General features: G+C 59.6%; 19 protein-coding genes. 13 read left to right on the top strand and 6 right to left on the bottom strand.

All coding sequences use genetic code 11. The annotated features are described in order from the left end of the window. Positions 1-212: 212 nt before the first annotated feature. From cobU to ACYZTS_RS24160, 8 genes are all read left to right on the top strand, one after another. Entirely contained in the window at positions 213-734 is a 522-nt protein-coding gene (cobU, locus tag ACYZTS_RS24195; protein ID WP_461992595.1) for a bifunctional adenosylcobinamide kinase/adenosylcobinamide-phosphate guanylyltransferase, read from the top strand. After that, entirely contained in the window at positions 731-1,786 is a 1,056-nt protein-coding gene (gene cobT, locus ACYZTS_RS24190; RefSeq protein ID WP_461992593.1) for a nicotinate-nucleotide--dimethylbenzimidazole phosphoribosyltransferase, read from the top strand. Before cobU ends, cobT begins: the two co-directional genes overlap by 4 nt. Next, positions 1,783-2,358 (top strand): alpha-ribazole phosphatase family protein, encoded by a 576-nt coding sequence (gene cobC / locus ACYZTS_RS24185; RefSeq protein ID WP_461992591.1) that lies wholly within the window; start codon positions 1,783-1,785, stop codon positions 2,356-2,358. Before cobT ends, cobC begins: the two co-directional genes overlap by 4 nt. Before the next feature lie 2 nt (positions 2,359-2,360). Beyond that, positions 2,361-3,095: an adenosylcobinamide-GDP ribazoletransferase gene (locus tag ACYZTS_RS24180; RefSeq protein WP_461992589.1), complete on the top strand. Its 735-nt coding sequence runs from the start codon at positions 2,361-2,363 to the stop codon at positions 3,093-3,095. A gap of 139 nt (positions 3,096-3,234) precedes the next feature. Beyond that, a complete protein-coding gene (locus ACYZTS_RS24175) occupies positions 3,235-3,639 on the top strand; it encodes a MarR family winged helix-turn-helix transcriptional regulator (RefSeq protein ID WP_028621659.1) in 405 nt (134 codons plus the stop codon). A gap of 53 nt (positions 3,640-3,692) precedes the next feature. Then, the gene (locus ACYZTS_RS24170; protein WP_028621658.1) at positions 3,693-4,901 is read left to right on the top strand and encodes an MFS transporter; all 1,209 of its coding nucleotides are present in this window, start codon (positions 3,693-3,695) and stop codon (positions 4,899-4,901) included. Next, the gene (locus ACYZTS_RS24165) at positions 4,898-5,020 is read left to right on the top strand and encodes a hypothetical protein (RefSeq protein ID WP_268871175.1); all 123 of its coding nucleotides are present in this window, start codon (positions 4,898-4,900) and stop codon (positions 5,018-5,020) included. Before ACYZTS_RS24170 ends, ACYZTS_RS24165 begins: the two co-directional genes overlap by 4 nt. A 55-nt stretch (positions 5,021-5,075) precedes the next feature. Then, on the top strand, positions 5,076-5,627 hold the full coding sequence (locus ACYZTS_RS24160) for a glutathione peroxidase (RefSeq protein WP_461992585.1): 552 nt from the start codon (positions 5,076-5,078) through the stop codon (positions 5,625-5,627). Between the two features lie 89 nt (positions 5,628-5,716). Here ACYZTS_RS24160 and ACYZTS_RS24155 read toward each other — a convergent pair whose 3' ends face one another. The 3 genes from ACYZTS_RS24155 to ACYZTS_RS24145 all read right to left on the bottom strand — a co-directional run bounded on the left by ACYZTS_RS24155 (position 5,717) and on the right by ACYZTS_RS24145 (position 8,116). Next, on the bottom strand, positions 5,717-6,988 hold the full coding sequence (locus ACYZTS_RS24155; RefSeq protein ID WP_028621656.1) for an OmpP1/FadL family transporter: 1,272 nt from the start codon (positions 6,986-6,988) through the stop codon (positions 5,717-5,719). Between the two features lie 146 nt (positions 6,989-7,134). Then, positions 7,135-7,617, bottom strand: coding sequence for a hypothetical protein (locus tag ACYZTS_RS24150; protein WP_028621655.1), 483 nt, complete (start codon positions 7,615-7,617; stop codon positions 7,135-7,137). A gap of 274 nt (positions 7,618-7,891) precedes the next feature. Next, a complete protein-coding gene (locus tag ACYZTS_RS24145) occupies positions 7,892-8,116 on the bottom strand; it encodes a hypothetical protein (protein ID WP_028621654.1) in 225 nt (74 codons plus the stop codon). Between the two features lie 994 nt (positions 8,117-9,110). On the opposite strand from ACYZTS_RS24145, the gene ACYZTS_RS24140 reads away from it, so the two are divergent. Continuing rightward, on the top strand, positions 9,111-9,434 hold the full coding sequence (locus ACYZTS_RS24140; protein WP_081832469.1) for an SEL1-like repeat protein: 324 nt from the start codon (positions 9,111-9,113) through the stop codon (positions 9,432-9,434). Positions 9,435-9,609: 175 nt separating this feature from the next. Then, a complete protein-coding gene (locus ACYZTS_RS24135; RefSeq protein WP_461996533.1) occupies positions 9,610-10,974 on the top strand; it encodes a DNA recombination protein RmuC in 1,365 nt (454 codons plus the stop codon). 6 nt (positions 10,975-10,980) lie between these two features. Here ACYZTS_RS24135 and ACYZTS_RS24130 read toward each other — a convergent pair whose 3' ends face one another. Next, positions 10,981-14,451: a hybrid sensor histidine kinase/response regulator gene (locus tag ACYZTS_RS24130; RefSeq protein WP_461992583.1), complete on the bottom strand. Its 3,471-nt coding sequence runs from the start codon at positions 14,449-14,451 to the stop codon at positions 10,981-10,983. A 168-nt stretch (positions 14,452-14,619) separates the two neighbouring features. Then, positions 14,620-15,159, bottom strand: coding sequence for a TetR/AcrR family transcriptional regulator (locus ACYZTS_RS24125; RefSeq protein WP_461992581.1), 540 nt, complete (start codon positions 15,157-15,159; stop codon positions 14,620-14,622). Between the two features lie 91 nt (positions 15,160-15,250). Between ACYZTS_RS24125 and ACYZTS_RS24120 the strand changes: the two genes are divergently transcribed. From ACYZTS_RS24120 to ACYZTS_RS24110, 3 genes are all read left to right on the top strand, one after another. Then, positions 15,251-16,456 carry an MFS transporter gene (locus ACYZTS_RS24120; RefSeq protein WP_461992579.1) on the top strand — a complete coding sequence of 402 codons (1,206 nt, stop codon included), beginning with the start codon at positions 15,251-15,253 and terminating at the stop codon, positions 16,454-16,456. Between the two features lie 162 nt (positions 16,457-16,618). Continuing rightward, the gene (locus ACYZTS_RS24115) at positions 16,619-17,761 is read left to right on the top strand and encodes a TDT family transporter (protein WP_461992577.1); all 1,143 of its coding nucleotides are present in this window, start codon (positions 16,619-16,621) and stop codon (positions 17,759-17,761) included. 67 nt (positions 17,762-17,828) lie between these two features. Continuing rightward, positions 17,829-19,703 (top strand): MFS transporter, encoded by a 1,875-nt coding sequence (locus ACYZTS_RS24110; RefSeq protein WP_461992575.1) that lies wholly within the window; start codon positions 17,829-17,831, stop codon positions 19,701-19,703. A 52-nt stretch (positions 19,704-19,755) separates the two neighbouring features. On the opposite strand, the gene ACYZTS_RS24105 is transcribed toward ACYZTS_RS24110, so the two are convergent. Continuing rightward, positions 19,756-20,682, bottom strand: a complete 927-nt coding sequence (locus tag ACYZTS_RS24105) for a GGDEF domain-containing protein (protein WP_461992573.1) — start codon at positions 20,680-20,682, stop codon at positions 19,756-19,758. Positions 20,683-20,987 lie beyond the last annotated feature (305 nt).

The raw sequence follows: 20,987 nt of genomic DNA, 5'->3' as shown, positions 1-20,987 counted from the left end.
GGCTCCCACAAGTTTCGTGTTGAATTGAATTGTGTGAACGGCGCAAAACCTGTGGGAGCCAGCCTGCTGGCGATGAGGCATTCACCGTCTTCGAAGGCTGGCTCCCACAAGTTTCGTGTTGGATTCAATAGTGTGAACGGTGCAAAACCTGTGGGAGCCAGCCTGCTGGCGATGAGGCATTTACCGTCTTCGAAGATTTCAAGGAATAAACCATGCTCCAACTGATCCTCGGCGGCGCCCGCTCCGGCAAAAGTCGCCTGGCGGAAACCCTCGCAACAGACACCGGGCTCAAGGTCATTTATCTCGCCACCAGCCAACCGCTCGATGGCGAGATGAACGAGCGTATCGCCCATCACCGTGCCCGTCGCCCGGCCGAATGGTTGCTGATCGAAGAGCCCGTCGAATTGGCCCGCGTCCTGCGCGAAAACGCCGGCGCCGATCGGTGTCTGCTGATCGACTGCCTCACGCTGTGGCTGACCAATCTGCTGATGCTCGTAGACAATGATCGCCTGACCGCCGAGCGCGAGGCCTTGCTGGACTGCCTGGCATCACTGCCGGGTGAAATCATTTTTGTCAGCAACGAAACCGGCATGGGCGTCGTGCCGTTGGGTGAGCTGACTCGCCGCTACGTCGATGAGGCCGGTTGGCTGCATCAAGCCCTGGCCGAACGCTGCCAACGCGTCGTCCTGACCGTCGCCGGTCTACCCCTGACTCTGAAAGGAAGTGCTTTATGACCCAATCCTGGTGGCTGAACCCGTGCCAGCCGATCAACGCTGCCATCGTCGAGCAGGCCCAGGCGCGCCAGCAACAGCTGACCAAACCGGCCGGTTCGCTCGGTCGACTGGAAACGGTAGCGGTGCAATTGGCCGGGATGCAAGGCCAGGTAAAGCCCAGCGTTGATCAGCTGTGGATCGCCATTTTTGCCGGCGATCACGGCGTGGTGGCTGAAGGCGTGTCGGCATTTCCGCAGGAAGTCACCGGGCAAATGCTGCACAACTTCGTCACCGGCGGGGCGGCGATCAGTGTGCTGGCGCGGCAACTCGGCGCGTCGCTGGAAGTGGTCGATCTGGGTACCGTCAACCCGGCACTGAATTTGCCAGGCGTGCGTCACCTCAACATCGGCCCCGGCACCGCCAATTTCGTCCATGGCCCGGCGATGACAGTTGCTCAGGGCGAACTCGCCTTGCAGGCCGGGCGTGACAGCGTGTTGCGCGCAGTGGCGGCGGGCAGTCAGTTGTTCATCGGCGGCGAGATGGGCATCGGCAATACCACCGCGGCGAGTGCATTGGCTTACGCGTTGCTGGACTCCCCCGTGGTGCATCTGACCGGGCCGGGCACGGGCCTGAACGCAGCCGGCGTCAGCCACAAAACGCAGGTCATCGAGCGCGCGTTGACGCTGCACGGTGCGCAACACAGCGATGCCTTGCAGACGCTGTTCAACCTCGGTGGCTTTGAAATCGCGGCACTGGTCGGCGCCTATCTGGCATGTGCGCAGCAAGGTGTTGCGGTGTTGGTGGACGGTTTCATTTGCAGTGTTGCCGCCCTGGTCGCGGTGCGCTTGAATCCTGAATGCCGCGCTTGGCTGCTGTTCGGGCATTGCGGCGCCGAGCCGGGCCATCGTCATGTGCTCGAAACGCTGGGTGCCGAGCCGTTGCTCGATCTCGGCCTGCGTCTGGGCGAGGGCAGCGGTGCCGCGCTGGCCGTGCCGCTGCTGCGTCTGGCGTGCGACCTGCATGGCCAAATGGCGACCTTCGCTGAAGCTGCCGTTGCGGATCGATCGGCATGACCTTGCGCCTGGACTTCTTGCGCCACGGTGAAACCGAACTCGGCGGTGGTCTGCGCGGCAGTCTCGATGACGCGCTGACCGATAAGGGCTGGGCGCAAATGCGCGCCGCGGTGGTTGAGCAGGGCCCCTGGAATCGCTTGATCAGCTCACCGTTGCAACGTTGCGCGCGGTTCGCTGAAGCGTTGGGCGCGCAGTTGGATCTGCCGGTGCAGCTGGAGAAAGATCTGCAAGAGCTGCATTTCGGCGCATGGGAAGGGCAGAGCGCGGCGGCGTTGATGGAGACCGATGCCGACGCGTTGGGCTCATTCTGGGCGGATCCTTATGCCTTCACACCGCCTCAAGGTGAGCGAGTCGCGGATTTCTCAAGTCGCGTGCTGGCCGCTGTCGAGCGTCTGCACGCGGCTTATGCCGGCGAGCGGCTGCTGCTGATCAGTCATGGCGGAGTGATGCGTTTATTGCTGGCACAGGCGCGCGGATTGCCACGTGAGCAATTGCTCAATGTCGCAGTGGGCCACGGGGCGATGTTTTCCCTGTCGGTCGAATCCGCGGGTTTGTTGAAGGAAGTGAGCTGAGCATGCTGCCATTCTGGATCGCCCTGCAATTTCTCGGCAGCCTGCCGATTCGTCTGCCGGGCATGCCGTCCCCGCAGGAATTGGGCCGCTCGCTGCTGTTTTACCCGCTGGTAGGGCTGCTGTTTGGTGTCATCCTGTGGGTCTTCAACGAACAGTTGCTCGGCGCGCCATTACTGCTTCACGCCGCATTATTGCTGACGGTTTGGGTGATGCTCAGCGGCGCCCTGCACCTGGATGGTCTGGCCGACAGCGCCGATGCCTGGCTCGGTGGTTTTGGTGATCGGGAGCGCACGCTGACGATCATGAAAGATCCGCGCAGCGGACCGATTGCCGTCGTGACGCTGGTGCTGGTACTGCTGCTCAAGTTCGCCGCGTTGCTGGCGTTGATCGAACAGCACAACAGCGTTTTTCTGATTATTGTTCCGCTGCTGGGGCGTGCTTCCTTGCTGGCGTTATTTCTGACGACGCCTTACGTTCGCCCCGGAGGATTGGGACAGGCATTGGCCGATCATTTGCCGCGCACGGCTGCTAAGCAGGTGTTGCTGATTTGCGCAGTGGCTTGCGTTGTCTTTGCAGGCCTCGACGGCTTTATCGCCCTCGTTGTAGCGGCGCTGCTGTTCGCCTGGCTGCGTCAGCTGATGATTCGGCGACTGGGCGGCACCACCGGCGATACTGCTGGAGCGCTACTGGAATTACTGGAAATGACCCTGCTGGTCAGCGTTGCACTATTCCCGTAGGAGCAAGCTTGCTCGCGAAGCAGGCGCCTCGGTCTTGCAGTGGAAACCATGCCATCGTTCTTCGCAAGCAAGCCTCGCTCCAAGGGTGAGATGTATCTAAATATTTGCTTTTATCCTTTCGCGGGTATATACACGCACCATGCTCGAATCCCAATGTTTATGCATCAACCTGCGTCGCGCCGCTCGTGGCGTCAGCAGGCACTATGACGGCGCTCTCGACGGCTTCGGAATCAACGTTGCCCAGTATTCTCTGCTGTGCAATCTGCAGCGTCTTGATCAGCCGAGTATTTCCACCCTGGCCGAGGCCATGGGCCTGGATCGCAGCACGCTTGGACGCAATTTGCGCGTGTTGGAGGGCGAGGGGCTGGTGTTGTTGGTCGAAGGCGATGACATGCGCAACCGCATCGTCAAATTGACCGACACCGGCGCCGAGCGTCTCAAAGCCGCGTTGCCGGCGTGGGAAGCGGCGCAGCAACGGTTAGTCGATCGTCTAGGCACTGAAAAACGCGAAATCCTGCTGCAACTGTTGGATGAACTGGCCTGAAGCCGGTTTTTCTCGATCTTAAGCGGGTATATACCCGCTAGCGGAGAATAATAATGACATCGATGTGGCGTACGTGCGGTTGGGTACTGTTGGGGAGTGCGCTGATTCTGGCGCTGTCCTTGGGCGTGCGCCACGGCTTTGGGCTTTTTCTCGCGCCGATGAGCGCTGAGTTCGGCTGGGGACGCGAGACATTTGCGTTCGCCATCGCCTTGCAAAACCTGATCTGGGGTTTGGCGCAGCCGTTTACCGGCGCCTTGGCCGACCGCTTCGGCGCGGCGAAAGTGGTGCTGATCGGCGGTGTCCTCTACGCAGTGGGCCTGGTCTGCATGGGCCTCTCCGATTCAGCCGTGACCTTGTCCCTGAGCGCCGGCCTGTTGATCGGCATCGGCCTGTCCGGCACGTCCTTTTCGGTAATCCTCGGCGTCGTCGGTCGCGCCGTGCCGCCGGAGAAACGCAGCATGGGCATGGGCATCGCGAGCGCTGCCGGTTCCTTCGGCCAGTTCGCCATGCTGCCCGGCACGCTGGGGCTGATCGGCTGGCTCGGCTGGTCGGCAGCATTGTTGGTGCTGGGTCTGCTGGTGGCGCTGATTGTGCCGCTGGTGAGCATGCTCAAGGACAAGCCTTTGCCGCTGCTCGGGCACGAGCAGACTCTTTCCGAGGCACTGCGCGAAGCGTGCTCGCACTCGGGATTCTGGCTGCTGGCGTTCGGCTTTTTTGTCTGCGGTTTTCAGGTCGTGTTCATTGGCGTGCATTTGCCGGCCTACCTGGTCGATCAGCATCTGCCTGCCACCGTCGGCACTACGGTGCTGGCGCTGATCGGTCTGTTTAACATCTTCGGCACGTACACGGCCGGCTGGCTGGGCGGGCGCATGTCGAAGCCGCGCCTGCTGACCGGGTTGTATTTGTTGCGGGCCGTAGTGATCGGGTTGTTTCTCTGGGCTCCGGTCACCACCACGTCTGCGTACTTGTTCGGCATGGCGATGGGTTTCCTGTGGCTGTCGACAGTGCCATTGACCAACGGCACCGTGGCGACCTTGTTCGGCGTGCGAAACCTGTCCATGCTGGGTGGCATTGTTTTCCTGTTCCACCAACTCGGCTCGTTCCTCGGCGGCTGGTTGGGCGGGGTGGTGTATGACCGAACCGGGAGTTACGACTTGATCTGGCAGGTAGCGATTCTCTTGAGTGTGTTGGCCGCGGCGCTGAACTGGCCGGTACGCGAGCGGCCGGTGGCGCGCCTGCAAACACAGGTGACGGCGGTATGAACAGTCTCTGGCCACAAGTCGCCGTTGGAGCGGGCGGCGTTTTGCTGCTGGCGCTGGCGTGGTGGGGCTGGCAGCAGGGCGGGCTGGCGTTGATGCAGTTGGGCATGGGCGCTTGCTAGCTGGCGGTGAGGGCGAGTAACTTCGTTAATGACGAACTCTCAAGGATGCACGAACATGCTGATGCGCTGGCTGGCAGTTCCCGTATTAATGGTGGCGTTTACCGGTTTGGCCCAGGCGGCGGAATGTCCGGAGCTGCTCAAGGGCTCGTTGCCCAAGTTGCGTGCCAAGGAATCCATCGACCTGTGCCAGCGCTTCGCCGGCAAACCGCTGGTGGTGGTCAATACCGCAAGTTTTTGCGGTTTCGCCCCACAGTTCAAAAGCCTCGAAGCGTTGAATCAGCGCTACAAATCTGAAGGGCTGGAAGTGATCGGCGTGCCGTCCAACGACTTCAAGCAGGAGTCCAAGGACGGCGAAGAAACCGCCAAGGTCTGCTACGTGAATTACGGCGTCACCTTCACCATGACCGAGCCGCAGAAGATTCGGGGTGACGATGCCATCAATCTGTTTCAGGTGTTGGCCGCACAAAGCAGCGCGCCGAAATGGAATTTCTACAAGTACGTGGTCGATCGCAAAGGCAAGGTAATCGCCGATTTCTCCAGCCTGACCAAGCCGGATGATCCCGAGTTCATCGCCGCCGTCGAGAAAGCCATCGCTTCGCAACCCTGATCGATGCGCATAAAAAAGCCCCGCCTCTGGACCAGAGTGCGGGGCTTTTTCAATTCAGGTGGCGCAGCCTTCAGCCCCGCCGTGAATCATCAGAAACGGTAGGTAGCACCCACACCAAAACCGTTCGCCGAGTTTTCATACTTGGCGCTGTAGGTCTGGCGACCGTTGTCGTCGTTGACCTTGACCGACTCTTCCAGCAGGTACGAATACGCTACGTCAATGGTCAGGTCGTCGGTTGGGCTCCAGCCAGCGCCCAGGCTGAAAATCTTGCGGTCGCCAGTCGGGATGCGTGGGGAACGGTTTTCGTTGTTGGTCGGTGCCTGATCAACCGAGAAGCCGGTGCGCAGAACCCATTGCTTATTCAACTTGTACGACGCACCGATGGCGTGAGCCCAGGTGTCGTGCCAGTTTTGTTCTTCAGTGATCGTGCCGAGACCGCGAGCGGCCAGAGCGGCAGGCACACCTTCGTTCTCGACGGTGATCTCTTTCAGGCGGCTCCAGCGGGTCCAGGTGCTGCCTGCATAAAGAGTCCACTGATCATTCAGCTCGTGAGTGACCGAGAAGTCGACCGACTCAGGGGTGGTAATGTCCAGCGACGCGTCGAACTTCTGGTTCGGGTTCTGACCCAGTGCGCCGAGCAGGCCGTAGTTGACCTTGGTGTCACCGTCCAGCTTGTACTTCACTTTCGAGTGATAGGTCAGGCCGACGCGAGTGCTGTCGGTAGCTTGAACCAGCACGCCGATGTTGTAACCCAGCGCAGTGTCGTCGCCCTTGATCTTGACTTGACCATCGGGTGCGCGCGGATCCAGCGACAGGTTCGATTCCAGCTTGCCGTCGATGCGGTTAATGGTCGGGCCGAAACCGATCGACACCTTGTCGTTGAAGGCGTAGCTGACAGTTGGCTGCACAGTGACGATTTTGACTTCGCTTTTGCTGCCGAAGTAACGACCGGCGAAACCGTTTTCGTAATCGGTCACCAGACCGAACGGTGCGTATACGCCGACACCGAATGCCCAGTGCTCATCGATTGGCTTGACGTAGTAGCCCATCGGAACGGCAATGAACGGAACCATGTCACCATCATTGCTGCCGCCATTCGGGCGCGAGGTGGCGTCGCTGATATCGGTGTGTGCGTCGAGGAATGCAGCGCCGCCGGTGACTTGTTCGCGCTTGATGCGCGCCATGCCGGCAGGGTTGCCAAATACTGTACTTGCATCATCGGCAGTCGAAGATCGCCCGGCAAAACCAGTACCCATCCCGCTGATGCTTTGTTCGTTGATGGCAAAGCCACTCGCAAATAGCTGGGTGGATGCCATGGCAGCGGCGAGGGTAAGTGTGGTTTTGAGCATTACTTTTTTCATTATTAGAACTCCTGGTGATCACCGGGGCGAAAATTACCAACATTTTCGTCCCAGCGCTATAGGCTGTATGCGTTGAGCTAGAGCGGTTTTGTAGGACAATCCGACCATATTCGGATCGTGTTGCGCGATCTTTCAAAGATGGGGATTCAGCAGGCGACCTGATTCAGCGGTGAAACACATGTCTGCCAGGCGTAGGTGAAGTCTCTCAGGCGGCCTTGGGGCTGGAAGGTCTGGCGCCAGATCCGGGCCATGCCCAAAAGATCGTCGGCTTCGGGGAGCGGGGTGTTTTGTTCTTCAACCAGCAACCAGGCGATGGCTGTGGCGTAGCGAAGATTGACGGTCAGTTCGAGGTGCGGTCCACTGAGGAACGCATGCTGGCTGGCCAGTCCCCGAACCAGGCTGGCGCGTTCCGGATCCAGTGCGAGGTAGTGGTCCCAGAGCGCTTGATGGCGAGGCTCGTTGATTCGGTACAAACCGTGTCCACGGCGGTCGTGCAGGGCGGAACCAAGGGCGGACTGACTGGCGGCGATGCCCAGCAGCAGGGATTCGGCAGTTGCGCTATGGCGTCCAAGGTAAATCAAGGTTGGACGGATCACATAACGACACAGTTCGCTGGCAGCGATACCCATAACACCCTCGGAACGTGAAGTGGTCGGCGAGTCCTGAAAGGGGGCCTTGGCAGCAGTGGATCGAATCAGGCTCGCCGCAAGCGGATCACGCCGCTTGAGTTGAAGTGTAGTGTCATATTCGCGCTGTAAAGGACTGTTTTTAAAATATTTCCGGCTTCGAGTTATAACCGTTATATCCCTTGGTGCTTAAGCCTTGCCGAGAAATCGGGAAATTTTCGGCAATAAAAAGCCCCGCATTTAGCGAGGCTTTTAGGTTTGCAGCTTTTGCAGCGTATCAGGCAACGAGTGCCTGACGAGTACGCTCGATCACGGCCTGCAGCGGTTCGGCGCTGGAGTACTGATCGGGGTAGAGGCGTTCGCTATGGCGGGCGATGCCGTGTTCATTGACCAGGGTGAAGCTGAAGCAGCCTTTGCGAGCGGCCATGATCAGGCAGTTCATTGGGGCAAAAGCGTTGGTCAGGGCGCGGATAGCATCCTGGGTGTGGATTTGAGTAGACATAGTCATTGGTGTTCCTACAAGCGACACGGATAAGAGCCGTGCAAAATTAAAACGTTCCAGTGACGTCGACCACCGTTGGTCGTACGAAGAACCCGACTGGAACAAAGCAGCCAGTTTGAAGCGCTGATAATTGGCGCGCTTGGGCTGGCAGGTAGGTACTTAGGAGGGCAGGCAACACATCAAGGGCAAAGGTTCGGGGCCCGGGGTGAAGATCCTGATCAATTTGCAGGCTGGTTCGGTCAGAGTAAGTGGTCTTCGCAACACCCTTTGCTTTTGATTCAAAGGCTGTGTTGACGCAAGATTTACCTGGAAACCATCGAGGTGGTCGATCCCGCTTGTTCGGTTAGGGCTTCCTTGAGGGAGGCTGACCGGGGGGATTTGTTCGACCAGAATTGACTTTCAGCTTGGTACTAACGCCGCGGATAGTAACGGATTGGTTTGCAGAAGGGAAGATACGTTTACAAAAACATCTCTGCCCAGGCTCCATGTACGGAGTTCATTCATAAAACGGCATGAGCACCGGCGCGATAGCTGTCCCTGGCAGGTTAAATCCGACCGTTGGTCGCTACCGCCCATCGCCCAATCTTGGCGCATTTTTAGATAAGCAAGCGATTTATCCCCAATCCAAGTGAAAATTCGCTCCGAAAAAGCGCGTGTATATAACCATCACACTGTTACTTGTGCACAAAGGTGCCACAGGCAGTCACAGGAGTGTCACATTGCCTGCGTCGAGAGTGGGTGCCTGTATCCGAAATTTAAGTCAATGAAAAACATCGCTTTTTTTTACTGGTGAAAAAATCGTCAGTTTGACTGCGAGCCCCGTTCCATAGGGCTTTGCGAGAGTTCAAAGGCGGTTGTCCACTGAGTTATCCACAGCTTCTGTGGATTGTCCCAAGCGCTTGCTCTAGGACGGGCGTGCCGCGAATTTTCGAGCTTTACCTGTCAGAAAAAAAGAGTAGAGTGGCGCGCCTTCCGATCTGTCCCACAGTGCTTTATGAAGTTTCGCTCAGTACCAGATTCCGTTACCTCCCCACCGTCAAGTGTTACCCCACCCAAGCGTATGTCGATGCGCGTGGCCGAGTGGCTGCTCGATAGCCCGCGTCTGAGTGAGAACACTAGCGTCAAACACTTGGCCGGGCGGCTGCTCAAGCAACCGGCCCGCGAAGGCGTGGTCGCTGCGCAAAGTCGCCTCGGCCAGCTGATGTGCCGCGAATGCGGGAATGCCCGCGACCGTCGGATTGGCCACGACCTTTTGCGTCAGGCCGCCCGCGCAGGCGATCGCCGCGCCTTGCAGGAACTTGGCCTGGTCGAAGACTGAGCTGTCCAAGACCTGACGCCTTGGTTAACCTTCAAGCTTTAATTCATCGGCAGGAATGGCTATGGCTATGGACTTGACCAGCATATTGCTCGGTCTGGCGGGTGCTGCACTGCCTCTTCTGGTGTTGGCGTGGCAGCTTCAGCGCCGGGCAAGCAGCACGCAGTCGGATGTGGCCCTGCTGGAAGAGCGTCTGGCCATGGCCAACCTGGCGCAGGACGGGCTCAACGCTCAGCTCGAAGCCTGTCGCGACGAAGTAGCAGACCTCGGCCAGGCTAATGCCACCAAGCAGGCTGATCTGGCGGCGCTGCGGCGCGAAGTCGAGTTGCTGCAGATCGAGCGTGATGACGCCCGCGACGCCGCCCACGCCTGGAATATCGAACGCGCCGGCAAAGAGACTGAGTTGCGCCGACTGGATGCGCAGGCGGCTTCGCTTAACGCAGAGCTGCGAGAGCAACAGGAAAGCCATCAGCAACGCCTCAACGACCTGCAAGGCTCGCGCGACGAGCTGCGCGCGCAGTTCGCCGAACTGGCGGGCAAGATCTTCGACGAGCGTGAACAGCGCTTTGCCGAGACCAGCCAGCAACGCCTCGGGCAATTGCTCGATCCGTTGAAAGAACGCATCCAGTCCTTTGAAAAACGCGTTGAAGAAAGCTATCAAGCCGAGGCGCGTGAACGCTTTTCGCTGGCTAAAGAGCTAGAGCGTCTGCAGCAGCTGAACCTGCGCCTCAGCGATGAAGCCACCAACCTGACCCGTGCCCTCAAGGGTCAGAAAACCCAAGGTAACTGGGGCGAGCTGATTCTGGAGCGGGTGCTTGAGCACGCCGGCCTGGAGAAGGGTCGCGAGTACCAGACCCAGGTCAATCTCAAAGGCCCGGATGGCGAGCGCTTCCAGCCTGACGTGATCATTTATCTGCCGGGCGACAAGCAGGTGGTAGTGGACTCGAAGGTCAGCCTCACGGCCTACCAGCAATACGTCACGGCGGACGACGATGGCATCGGCCAGATCGCACTGAAGCAGCACGTGCTGTCGTTGCGCACCCACGTCAAAGGTCTGGCCGGCAAGGACTACAAGCGCCTCGATGGCTTGCACAGTCTGGATTTCGTGTTGTTGTTCGTGCCGATCGAAGCGGCATTCTCCGCAGCGCTGCAGGCTGAACCGACGCTGTTTCAGGAAGCTTTCGACCGCAACATCGTCATTGTCAGCCCGACGACCTTGCTGGCGACGCTGCGCGTGATCGACAGCTTGTGGAAGCAGGAGCGGCAAAGCCAGAACGCCCGGGAAATCGCCGAACGTGCCGGTTGGCTGTACGACAAGTTCGTGTTGTTTATCCAGGACCTTGATGAGGTCGGCAATCGCCTGCAACAGCTGGACAAAGCCTACAGCTCGGCGCGCAACAAGCTGACAGAGGGGCGAGGCAATCTGGTCAGCCGCAGCGAGCAGCTGAAGTTGTTGGGGGCACGGGCGAGCAAGAGTTTGCCGGTGGATCTGCTGGAGCGGGCGATGACGGATGTGGATGGCCTGGCCGAGTTGCCGGAGTAGCTAAAACTACAACGGCAAATGCCGGCTCAACAACGCCCTCAGCGCCGCCGGTTTCACCGGTTTTGGCAGGTAATCCAGCCCCGCGGCATGCACCTGAGCCACCATCTCCGGGCGGCCGTCGGCGCTGATTACCACGCCCGGTACCGGTTCGCCCAAGCGCGTGCGCAGCCACGCCATCAGTTCGGTGCCGGTCTCGCCATGGTCGAGGTGATAGTCCACCAGTGCCAGTTGCGGACGCATTCCTGCATCGAGCAACTGCGCGCATTCCGCGCGATTACGCGCGGTCCAGACCTGGCAGCCCCAGCGCGTCAGCAGGCTGTTCATGCCGATCAAGATGCTGTCTTCGTTGTCGATGCACAGCACCTGCGCGCCACTCAACAACTTGCCGTTTATCTCACTGATGGCGACTGGCGCCACAGTTTGCGCCTGCGCCAATGGCACGCTGACACTGAACATCGTGCCGCGCCCCTCCCACGAGCGAACCTGCAGCGTGTGGCCCAGCACGCGGCACAACCCGTCGGCGATCGCCAGCCCCAAACCCAAGCCCTTCTCCGCGCGGGTCTGGTGACTGTCGAGGCGTTTGAACTCTTCGAAGATGACTTTTTGCTTGTCCAGCGCAATCCCCGGACCGCGATCCCACACCTCCAGACACAATTGCCCCTCGCGCCGCCGAACGCCCAGCAGCACCGGGCCTTTGGCGTAACGGAACGCGTTGGTAAGGAAGTTTTGCAGGATTCGCCGCAGCAGTTTGATGTCGCTATAAACGCGCAAGGTGCTGCCGCGCACACGGAAGTCCAGGCCCTGTTCGCCGGCCAGCGCCTTGAACTCAGCCGCAAGGACGTCGAACAATTCGTCGAGCGCAAACGCCTGAGGATCAGGATTGATCTTGCCGTTTTCCAGGCGAGAAATATCCAGCAGATCGCTGATCAGGTCTTCGGCTGAGCGCAGCGAACTGTCCAGATGCCGGACCAGTTTCTGCGCTTCGTTGGACAAGCCGTCATCCTGGTGGGAGAGGGCGGCGGAGAACAGGCGGGCGGCATTCAACGGTTGCATCAGGTCATGGCTGACGGCCGCGAGAAAACGGGTCTTCGACTGGTTCGCCGACTCGGCAGTGCCCTTGGCTTCAGTCAGGGCCACGTTCAATTGCGACAGTTCATGGGTGCGCTCGGTGACCCGCCGTTCCAGGCCTTCGTTGGCCTCGGTCAGCGCCTGTGCGGCCTCGCGGAATGCGGTGATGTCGGTGAAACTCATGACGAAACCACCACCCGGCATCGGGTTGCCGATCAGTTCAATCACACGCCCGTTGGGGAAAAGTCTTTCAGAGGTGTGAGCCCGGCCCTGACGCATCCAGTGCAGACGACGAGCAACATGCACTTCCGCCTCGCCGGGGCCACACAAACCGCGCTCGGCATTGTGGCGAATGATGTCGGCAATCGGTCGACCGACACTGATCAGGCCGTCCGGATAGTTGAACAGCTCCAGATAACGACGGTTCCAAGCCACCAGCCGCAACGATTGATCCACCACGCTAATGCCTTGGGTGATGTTCTCGATAGCGCCTTGCAGCAACGCGCGGTTGAACTGCAGCACTTCGGAGGCTTCGTCGGCGATCCGGACGACATCCTCCAGCTGCATTTCCCGACCTTCAATGGCGGCTTTCACCACGGCGCGGGTCGATGACGCACCGAGCACACCAGCCAGCAGGCGCTCGGTGTGGGCGATCCATTCACTGTCGGCGTTCTGGTTCGGGTTGAATCCTTTGCCCTGGCGATAGGCGAAGCGAATGAAGCTCTGACGAGCACGTTCTTCACCGACAAACCGCGCGGCCAGTTGCAGCAGATCGTCGATTTGCACTGCCAGCATCGAACGGGCGCTGGGGCGGGCGCTGATTTCCTGACCGATGAAACGTCCGGCCTGCCAGTGCTCCGAAACGCGTGTACGTGACAGCACCGAAACCCAGGCGAACAGTGTGAAGTTGCCGGCCAGTGACAGCACCACACCTTGGGTCAAGGGGGTGATCGGCAGGTTCAACGGATTGCTGTGCAACCACGCCAGTCCTGGAAAAGTGTTTAGCGACAAGCCCAGGCTGTGAGCGGCAATCGGCAGGACCAGCGTGTAAAACCACAGAAAGGTCCCTGCCGCGAGGCCGGCAAACACACCACGGCGATTGGCCTGTTTCCAGTACAGCGCGCCGAGCATGGCCGGAGCCAATTGAGTCACGGCGGCGAAAGCGATCTGGCCGATGGTGGCCAGGCTGGCCGTCGAGCCGAGCAGGCGATAGCTCACATACGCCAGCAGCAAAATCACCACGATGCTGACCCGGCGCACCGACAGCATCCACTGGCGGAACACTTCAAACGGCCGCTCGGCGTTGTTGCGGCGCAGCAGCCACGGCAACAGCATGTCGTTGGACACCATTGTCGACAGCGCCACGCTCGCGACGATGACCATGCCGGTCGCCGCCGACGCGCCGCCGATAAACGCCAGCATCGCCAGCGCAGGGTGGGCTTGCGCCAAGGGCAGACTGATAACGAATGAGTCGGGCAGCACCGAGCTGGGCAGCAGCATCTGACCGGCGAGGGCGATCGGGACTACAAACAATGCGGCCAAAGCGAGGTAGGCCGGGAACACCCACTTGGCCAGGCGCAGATCCTGCGGGTCGATGTTTTCCACGACGGTGACATGGAACTGCCGCGGCAGGCAGATGATCGCCATCATCGCGACCCCGGTCTGCACCACCATCGACGGCCAGTTGATGGTTTCCTTCCAGTATTCCTCGAGACGCGGTGCGAGCATGGCCTGGTCGAACAGGTCTTCAAAACCGTCGTACAACCCGTACGTCACGAACGCGCCGACCGCCAGAAAAGCGAACAGCTTGACCAGTGACTCGAACGCAATCGCCAGCACCATGCCTCGGTGGTGCTCCGTGGCGTCGAGGTTGCGGGTACCGAAGACAATGGTGAACAGCGCGAGCACCAGCGACACGATCAGTGCCGTGTCCTGGGCGCGCGTGCCCATGGCGTCGGCTCCGGCGCCGATCAGCAGGTTCACGCCCAGCACAATGCCTTTGAGTTGCAACGCGATGTAAGGCAACACGCCGACCAGGCAGATCAGCGCGACGACAATGGCCAGCGATTGCGATTTGCCGTAGCGGGCGGCGATGAAGTCGGCGATCGAGGTGATGTTTTCCTGCTTGCTGATCATCACCATTTTTTGCAGGACCCACGGCGCGCAGACCAGCAACAGGATCGGCCCGAGGTAGATCGGCAGGAACGACCAGAGCTGTTCAGCGGCCTGACCGACCGCGCCAAAGAACGTCCAGCTGGTGCAATAGACGGCCAGCGACAGGCTGTAAACCCAAGCGCGCACCCGTGGCGGCAGCGGCGTGCTGCGGCGATCGCCGTAAAAGGCGATGGCGAACATGATGGCCATATAGGCCAGGGCGACGGCGGCGATCAGCCCGCTGGACAGAGACATGGAAACTCCCGGCAAAAGACACCCGGGACTCCCGCCCGGCACGACAGTCTCGCACGCCGGCCGGCGTTCGTCAGTGTCGACCAAGGTCGAGGCGTGGCGGGGTGTCGCAGGGTTTCATTCGGAGGGATCTTCGGTGTTCTTAAGGGCCTCTTCGCGGGCAAGTCGCCCTCACTGATTCAACGCAATCTCCACCAACCAATGCAGTTCGCCCAATTCCAACGGTGCCGTCGCAAACAGAATCCGGTACACCATCGGTGCCGCCAGTAGATTGATCAGCCGATCGACACTCGGCTGCGTCTCAGCGGGATAGCGATCCAGAATCGTCTGCAACTGCGCGCCGATGATCGTCACGCAAGTGCCCGGCGTAGGGCTCGATTGCGCGTCTCGCAGCATGTCGCGCCCGGGTTCGGAGCTCATCTCATCCAGAAACTGCTCCGCCCAGGCGAGGATGTCGCCGCGCAAGCTGCCAGTGTTGGCGGGCTCGCCGTCAGGCTGCATCCGCGCCAACGCCACATCGGCGAGCAGCGCCGACAAATCCCCCCAGCGCCGGTAAATCGTCGATGGCGTCACCCCCGCGCGCATGGCGATTTGCGGCACGGTCACGCTCGAGCGCTCCTGCTCCTGGAACAGCTCGCGCACAGCCGAATGGATCGACTCTTGTACCCGGGCGCTTCTGCCGCCGGGGCGTAAACCTTCTCTAATAGCCATAAGTCAGACCTTAACACAAAGAATTTGCTTTAAGCGCGGGCCGGTAGCACACTCCGCAAAAGCAAAAAATTAGCTTTTGCGGAGTGTACCCATGCCAAGTTCAATTTCGAACCGTTCCAGCCTGTGGTTTCTGGCGATCACCTTACTAAGTTTTCTCGCCGCTTCCACGGCGCCGACGCCGCTCTATCATCTATATCAGGTGCAGCTGCAGTTTTCCGCGGCAACCCTGACGGTGATCTTCGGCGTCTACGCCATCAGTTTGCTTGCTGCCTTGCTGACCGTCGGATCCCTCTCCGATTACCTGGGGCGCAGACCGGTGATTTTCACTGCCGTCCTGCTCAATCTGCTGGCGATGGTGCTGTTCATCAAAGCCGACAGCGTCGCATGGCTGATCAGCGCGCGGGTGCTACAAGGTTTTGCTACGGGGATGGCCACAGCGGTTGTGAGTGCCGCGTTGCTGGACACTGACCGTCAGCAGGGGCCGCTGGTCAACAGTGTCGCGCCGTTGCTCGGCATGGCTTTCGGGGCGATGGGCTGCGGCTTGCTGGCCGAATATGCGCCGTGGCCGCTGCAGCTTACTTATTGGGTGCTGTTGTCGATGTTTGTGGTGCAGGCGTTGTACGTCTGGCGCTTGCCGGAAACTGTCAGCGCGCAGCCCGGTGCGTGGGCATCATTGCGGCCGTCGCTACATGTTCCGATGCAGGCGCGGCAGACGTTGTGGCGAGTGCTGCCACTGAACATCGCGGGCTGGGCGTTGGGTGGTTTTTATGCATCCCTCGCGCCGTCATTGGTGCGCACGGCCACGGGCTCGACTTCCAACCTGATTGGCGGTGCCACCGTGGCCGCCCTGACGGTCACCGGTGCACTGATGATTTACAGCTTGCGCAGTCGGCCGGCGGACCAGTTGCTGCGGATAGGTGCGAGCCTTTTGCCAGCCGGTGTTGCATTGATTCTGGTGGCGGTGCACAGCGCCAGCCTGTCGCTGTTTTTTATAGGCACCTTGGTGGCTGGCTGCGGCTTCGGCGCGAGTTTTCTAGGTACGCTGCGCAGCGTTGTACCCTTGGCGTTGCCCCATGAAAGGGCGGGTTTGATGTCGGCGTTTTATGTGCTCAGTTATTTGGCATTCTGCCTGCCCGCGCTAGTGGCGGGGAGCATGACGCGCTCTTTTGGTCTGATCGCGACCACCGATGGCTATGGCGCGGTGTTGATCGTTCTGTCGCTCGTGGCGTTGTGGACATTCCTGCGCCAGCCGGCGGAACGTCGCTCCAATCCCACGCTTGGCAAAAATCCCCTGTGAGCGAAGCTTGCTTGCGAAAGCGGTAGCACAGACAACATTTACCTCAGGCTTATAGGCATGCATATCTACAAACCAGATAACTTATAGAGATATTACCCGTTATATAGATATTCGATTCTGTTCCACCATTAACTCCACCTCTCCAGAGGACAGGAGTTCTTCATGAAATGCAGCGCGACCCGATTCAAACCCTTCAGCCATTTGCAGCATCCGCGCGAAGTCATCCGCCAATTCACCCCCAACTGGTTCGCCGCGACCATGGGCACCGGCGTGCTGGCGCTGGCGCTTGCACAACTACCCTTCGCCAATCCTGGTGTTCACGCTTTGGCCGAAGCGCTGTGGCTATTCAACATCCTGTTGTTCACTACATTCACTGCGCTCTATGCGGCACGCTGGATAATGTTCTTCGACGAAGCGCGGCGCATCTTCGGCCACTCAACGGTTTCGATGTTTTTCGGCACCATCCCGATGGGGCTGGCGACCCTTATCAACGGCGCTCTGCTGTTCGGTGTGCCGCGTTGGGGTGAGGGCGTCATTGCGGTCGCTGAAGCGCTGTGGTGGCTGGATGTAGCAATGTCGCTGGCCTGCGGCGTGCTGATCCCCTATCTGATGTTCACTCGTCAGGACCACAGCATCGACCAGATGACGGCGGTCTGGCTGTTGCCAGTCGTAGCAGCGGAAGTAGCGGCCGCCAGCGGAGGCTTGCTCGCTCCGCATCTCGCCGATAGCCATTCGCAATTTTTGATGCTGGTCACCAGCTACGTGCTCTGGGCATTTTCCCTACCCGTGGCATTCAGCATTCTGACAATCCTGTTGCTGCGCATGGCCCTGCACAAACTGCCACCCGCCAGCATGGCCGCGTCCAGCTGGCTGGCGCTCGGCCCCATCGGCACTGGCGCGCTCGGCATGTTGCTGCTGGGCGCCGATGCGCCGGCCATCTTCGCCGCCAACGGCCTGCCCGGTATCGGCGAAATGGCTGCCGGCCTGGGCCTGATCGGCGGCATTCTGCTCTGGGGGTTTGGGCTGTGGTGGATGCTGATCGCGCTGTTGATCACCGTGCGTTATCTGCGTGCCGGCATTCCGTTCAACCTCGGCTGGTGGGGCTTCATCTTTCCACTGGGCGTTTATGCGCTGGCCACGTTAAAGCTCGCCAGCACCTTGCAGCTGACGTTCTTCACTGTTTTCGGTTGTGTGCTGGTGGCGTTGCTGGCGGTGATGTGGCTGATCGTCGCCCGGCGCACCGTGCAAGGGGCCTGGCGCGGCGAACTATTTGTTTCGCCATGCCTTGCAGGATTAGCAAAATAAATCACGAAGATTAGGTAATGTGTGGCCCTGAATCTGAATCTCTACCCAGACAAGGGACACACGGAAGATGAGTCACCCCTCACAGTTTGCCTTGCTCCGCACCCGGCGCTTCCTGCCTTTTTTCATCACCCAGTCGCTCGGCGCGTTCAACGACAATGTCTTCAAACAATCGCTGATCCTCGCCATTCTGTACAAGTTGACCATCGAGGGCGATCGTTCGATCTGGGTCAACCTGTGTGCGCTGCTGTTCATCTTGCCGTTCTTTCTGTTTTCGGCGCTGGCCGGGCAGTTTGGCGAAAAGTTCGCCAAGGACGCGCTGATCCGTCTGATCAAGCTCGGCGAAATCGCTATCATGGCGGTCGGCGCCGTCGGCTTTGTGTTCGAGCACCTGGCGTTAATGCTGGTGGCGCTGTTCGCCATGGGCACGCACTCGGCGCTGTTCGGGCCGGTGAAATATTCCATTCTTCCGCAAGCGTTGCATGAAGATGAGCTGGTCGGTGGCAACGGCCTGGTGGAAATGGGCACCTTCCTGGCCATTCTCGCCGGCACCATCGGCGCCGGGATCATGATGTCGTCGGCGCAGTACGCGCCCATCGTGTCCGTAGCGATCGTCGGCATCGCGGTACTCGGTTACCTGGCCAGTCGCAGCATTCCGCGTGCCGCCGCATCAACGCCGGAAATGCGCCTGAACTGGAACATTTTCAGTCAATCCTGGGCCACTTTGAAGCTGGGCCTGGGGCAAACGCCGGCGGTATCACGCTCGATTGTCGGCAACTCGTGGTTCTGGTTTGTCGGCGCGATTTACCTGACGCAAATCCCTGCCTACGCGAAGGAGTGGATGCACGGCGACGAAACCGTGGTGACACTGATTCTTACCGTATTCTCGGTCGGTATCGCACTCGGCTCGCTGCTCTGTGAAAAGCTCTCGGGGCGCAAAGTCGAGATCGGTCTGGTGCCGTTCGGCTCGTTCGGTCTGACCGTATTCGGTCTGCTGCTGTGGTGGCATTCCGGAGGAATACCGGACAGCGTCAGCGGCCACGGCTGGATTGAAGTGCTTGGGTTTGGCCACACCTGGCTGGTGTTGATCGACATTCTGGGTCTGGGTATTTTCGGTGGCTTCTATATTGTGCCGCTGTACGCGTTGATTCAGTCGCGCACCCCGGAGAACGAGCGGGCGCGGGTGATTGCCGCCAATAACATTCTCAATGCCCTGTTCATGGTGATCTCGGCGATTGTCTCGATCGTATTGTTGAGCATGGCCAAGTTGTCGATTCCGCAGTTGTTTCTGGTGGTCTCGCTGCTCAACATCGGCGTCAACGCTTATATCTTCAAAATCGTCCCCGAGTTCAGCATGCGCTTCATGATCTGGCTGCTCAGCCACTCCATGTACCGCGTGGAGCATCGCAACCTCGATGTGATCCCTGACGAAGGCGCCGCTTTGCTGGTGTGCAATCACGTGTCCTTCGTCGACGCCTTGCTGATTGGCGGCGCAGTGCGTAGGCCGATTCGCTTTGTGATGTACTACAAAATCTACAATCTGCCGGTGTTGAACTTCATCTTTCGCACGGCCGGCACGATTCCGATCGCGGGGCGTCAGGAAGACATTCAGATTTACGAAAAAGCCTTCACGCGCATCGCCGAGTATCTGAAGGATGGCGAGCTGGTGTGTATTTTTCCGGAAGGCAAGTTGACCGCCGATGGCGAGATCAACGAGTTCAAGGGCGGGCTGCGGCGGATTCTCGAAGAGACGCCAGTGCCAGTGATTCCGTTGGCTTTGCAGGGGTTGTGGGGGAGTTTTTTCAGCCGCGACCCCGACAAAGGGATATTCCGTCGGTTATGGTCGCGGGTGACGCTGGTCGCCGGGCCGGCGGTCGCGGTGGAATCGGCTGAGCCAGTGAAGCTGCAAGCCTTGGTCGGCGAGTTGCGCGGGACGCTGCGTTAACCTCTGTCAACTGGCGCGGGCCGCGGCCATGCGTGCCCGCTCTGGCGCAGTGTCAGCTCGCCATTGCCAAACGGTTGCGGCCTTCGCGCTTGGCCACGTACAGGGCGCTGTCGGCGCGGCGCAGCAGGCTCTCGGACGATTCGCCGGGCAACAAGGTCGAGCAACCGAGGCTGACCGTCAGTTCAATGGTGTTGCCGTCGGCGGAATATTTGCGTGCCTGCGCGGCAAATCGCAAACGCTCGCCGACCATCGCGGCAGCTTCGCGACCGGTGTTCGACAGCAGGATCAAAAACTCTTCGCCGCCGAAGCGGAACACCATGTCGACATTGCGCAGCTGACTTTTGATCGACGCGGCAACTGCCCGCAGCACATCGTCACCGGCGCTATGCCCGTGCGTATCGTTGATGTGTTTGAAGTGGTCGATGTCCAGCATCAGCAACGACAACGGTTGCAGATGACGCCGGGACATTTCGATTTCCCGCTGCAACGTCTGGTCCATGGCGATGCGATTGCCGGTGTCGGTCAGCGGATCACGCAGTGCACTTTGCGTTGCCGCACGATAGAGCAGGGTGTTGCGCATCGGGTACAGCAGCGCCGATAGCAACGACTCGAGATTGGCCTGTTCCTGCACGTTGAAACGTTTGTTGCGACGAAACACCAGTTCGCCCAGATGCTCGCCTTCATGGCTGAGGCTGTAGCTGACCGAGTGGTGGCCGCGCACACCGAACTCCAGGCGCAAATCGCTGGCGTTGTGTGAATAGCTCAAGGCATCGAGCGGAACCAGTCGCTGAATCTCCCGGAAAAATAGCCCGAGAATGCGTTGCGGTTCCAGACTCGTTTGCAGCTGGAGGCTCAATTGCTGACGCAGTTGCGCAAGACTGACTGGCCTCTCCAGAATTGCAGGCTGTTGACCAAAGCCCAGGCGCTGCAATTTGGCACTATCGAAGTCAATTGCGTTGGTCTGGGAAGGTGATTTCATGTGGCGCCCCTAAGCAGTAAGCTGTCTTACAGGCTGGGTGAGAGCGGCTTTAGGCTGCGCGTCGTACCGGTCCGTCAGTCCCGTAGGACATCTCGTACAAGTCTAATCTGCTTTGTCGAACTTACGTAATCTGTCGACTCAAGCGGCGCTCCATCTGCTGTCACACGGCGTGTCTGAGCAGAATTAGAGCTGAAGTTATGGCATTCAGTTCACTCGATATAAAACCCTTCAAAATCAGTATTTTGGATGGTTAAACAACGGATTCCAAAGGTTTGCGCGGCATTTGTTTGACTGCTTCATGCTCA

This window comes from Pseudomonas sp. TMB3-21 (genome assembly GCF_054898145.1).
This window is presented reverse-complemented; position numbering and strand designations above follow the sequence as displayed.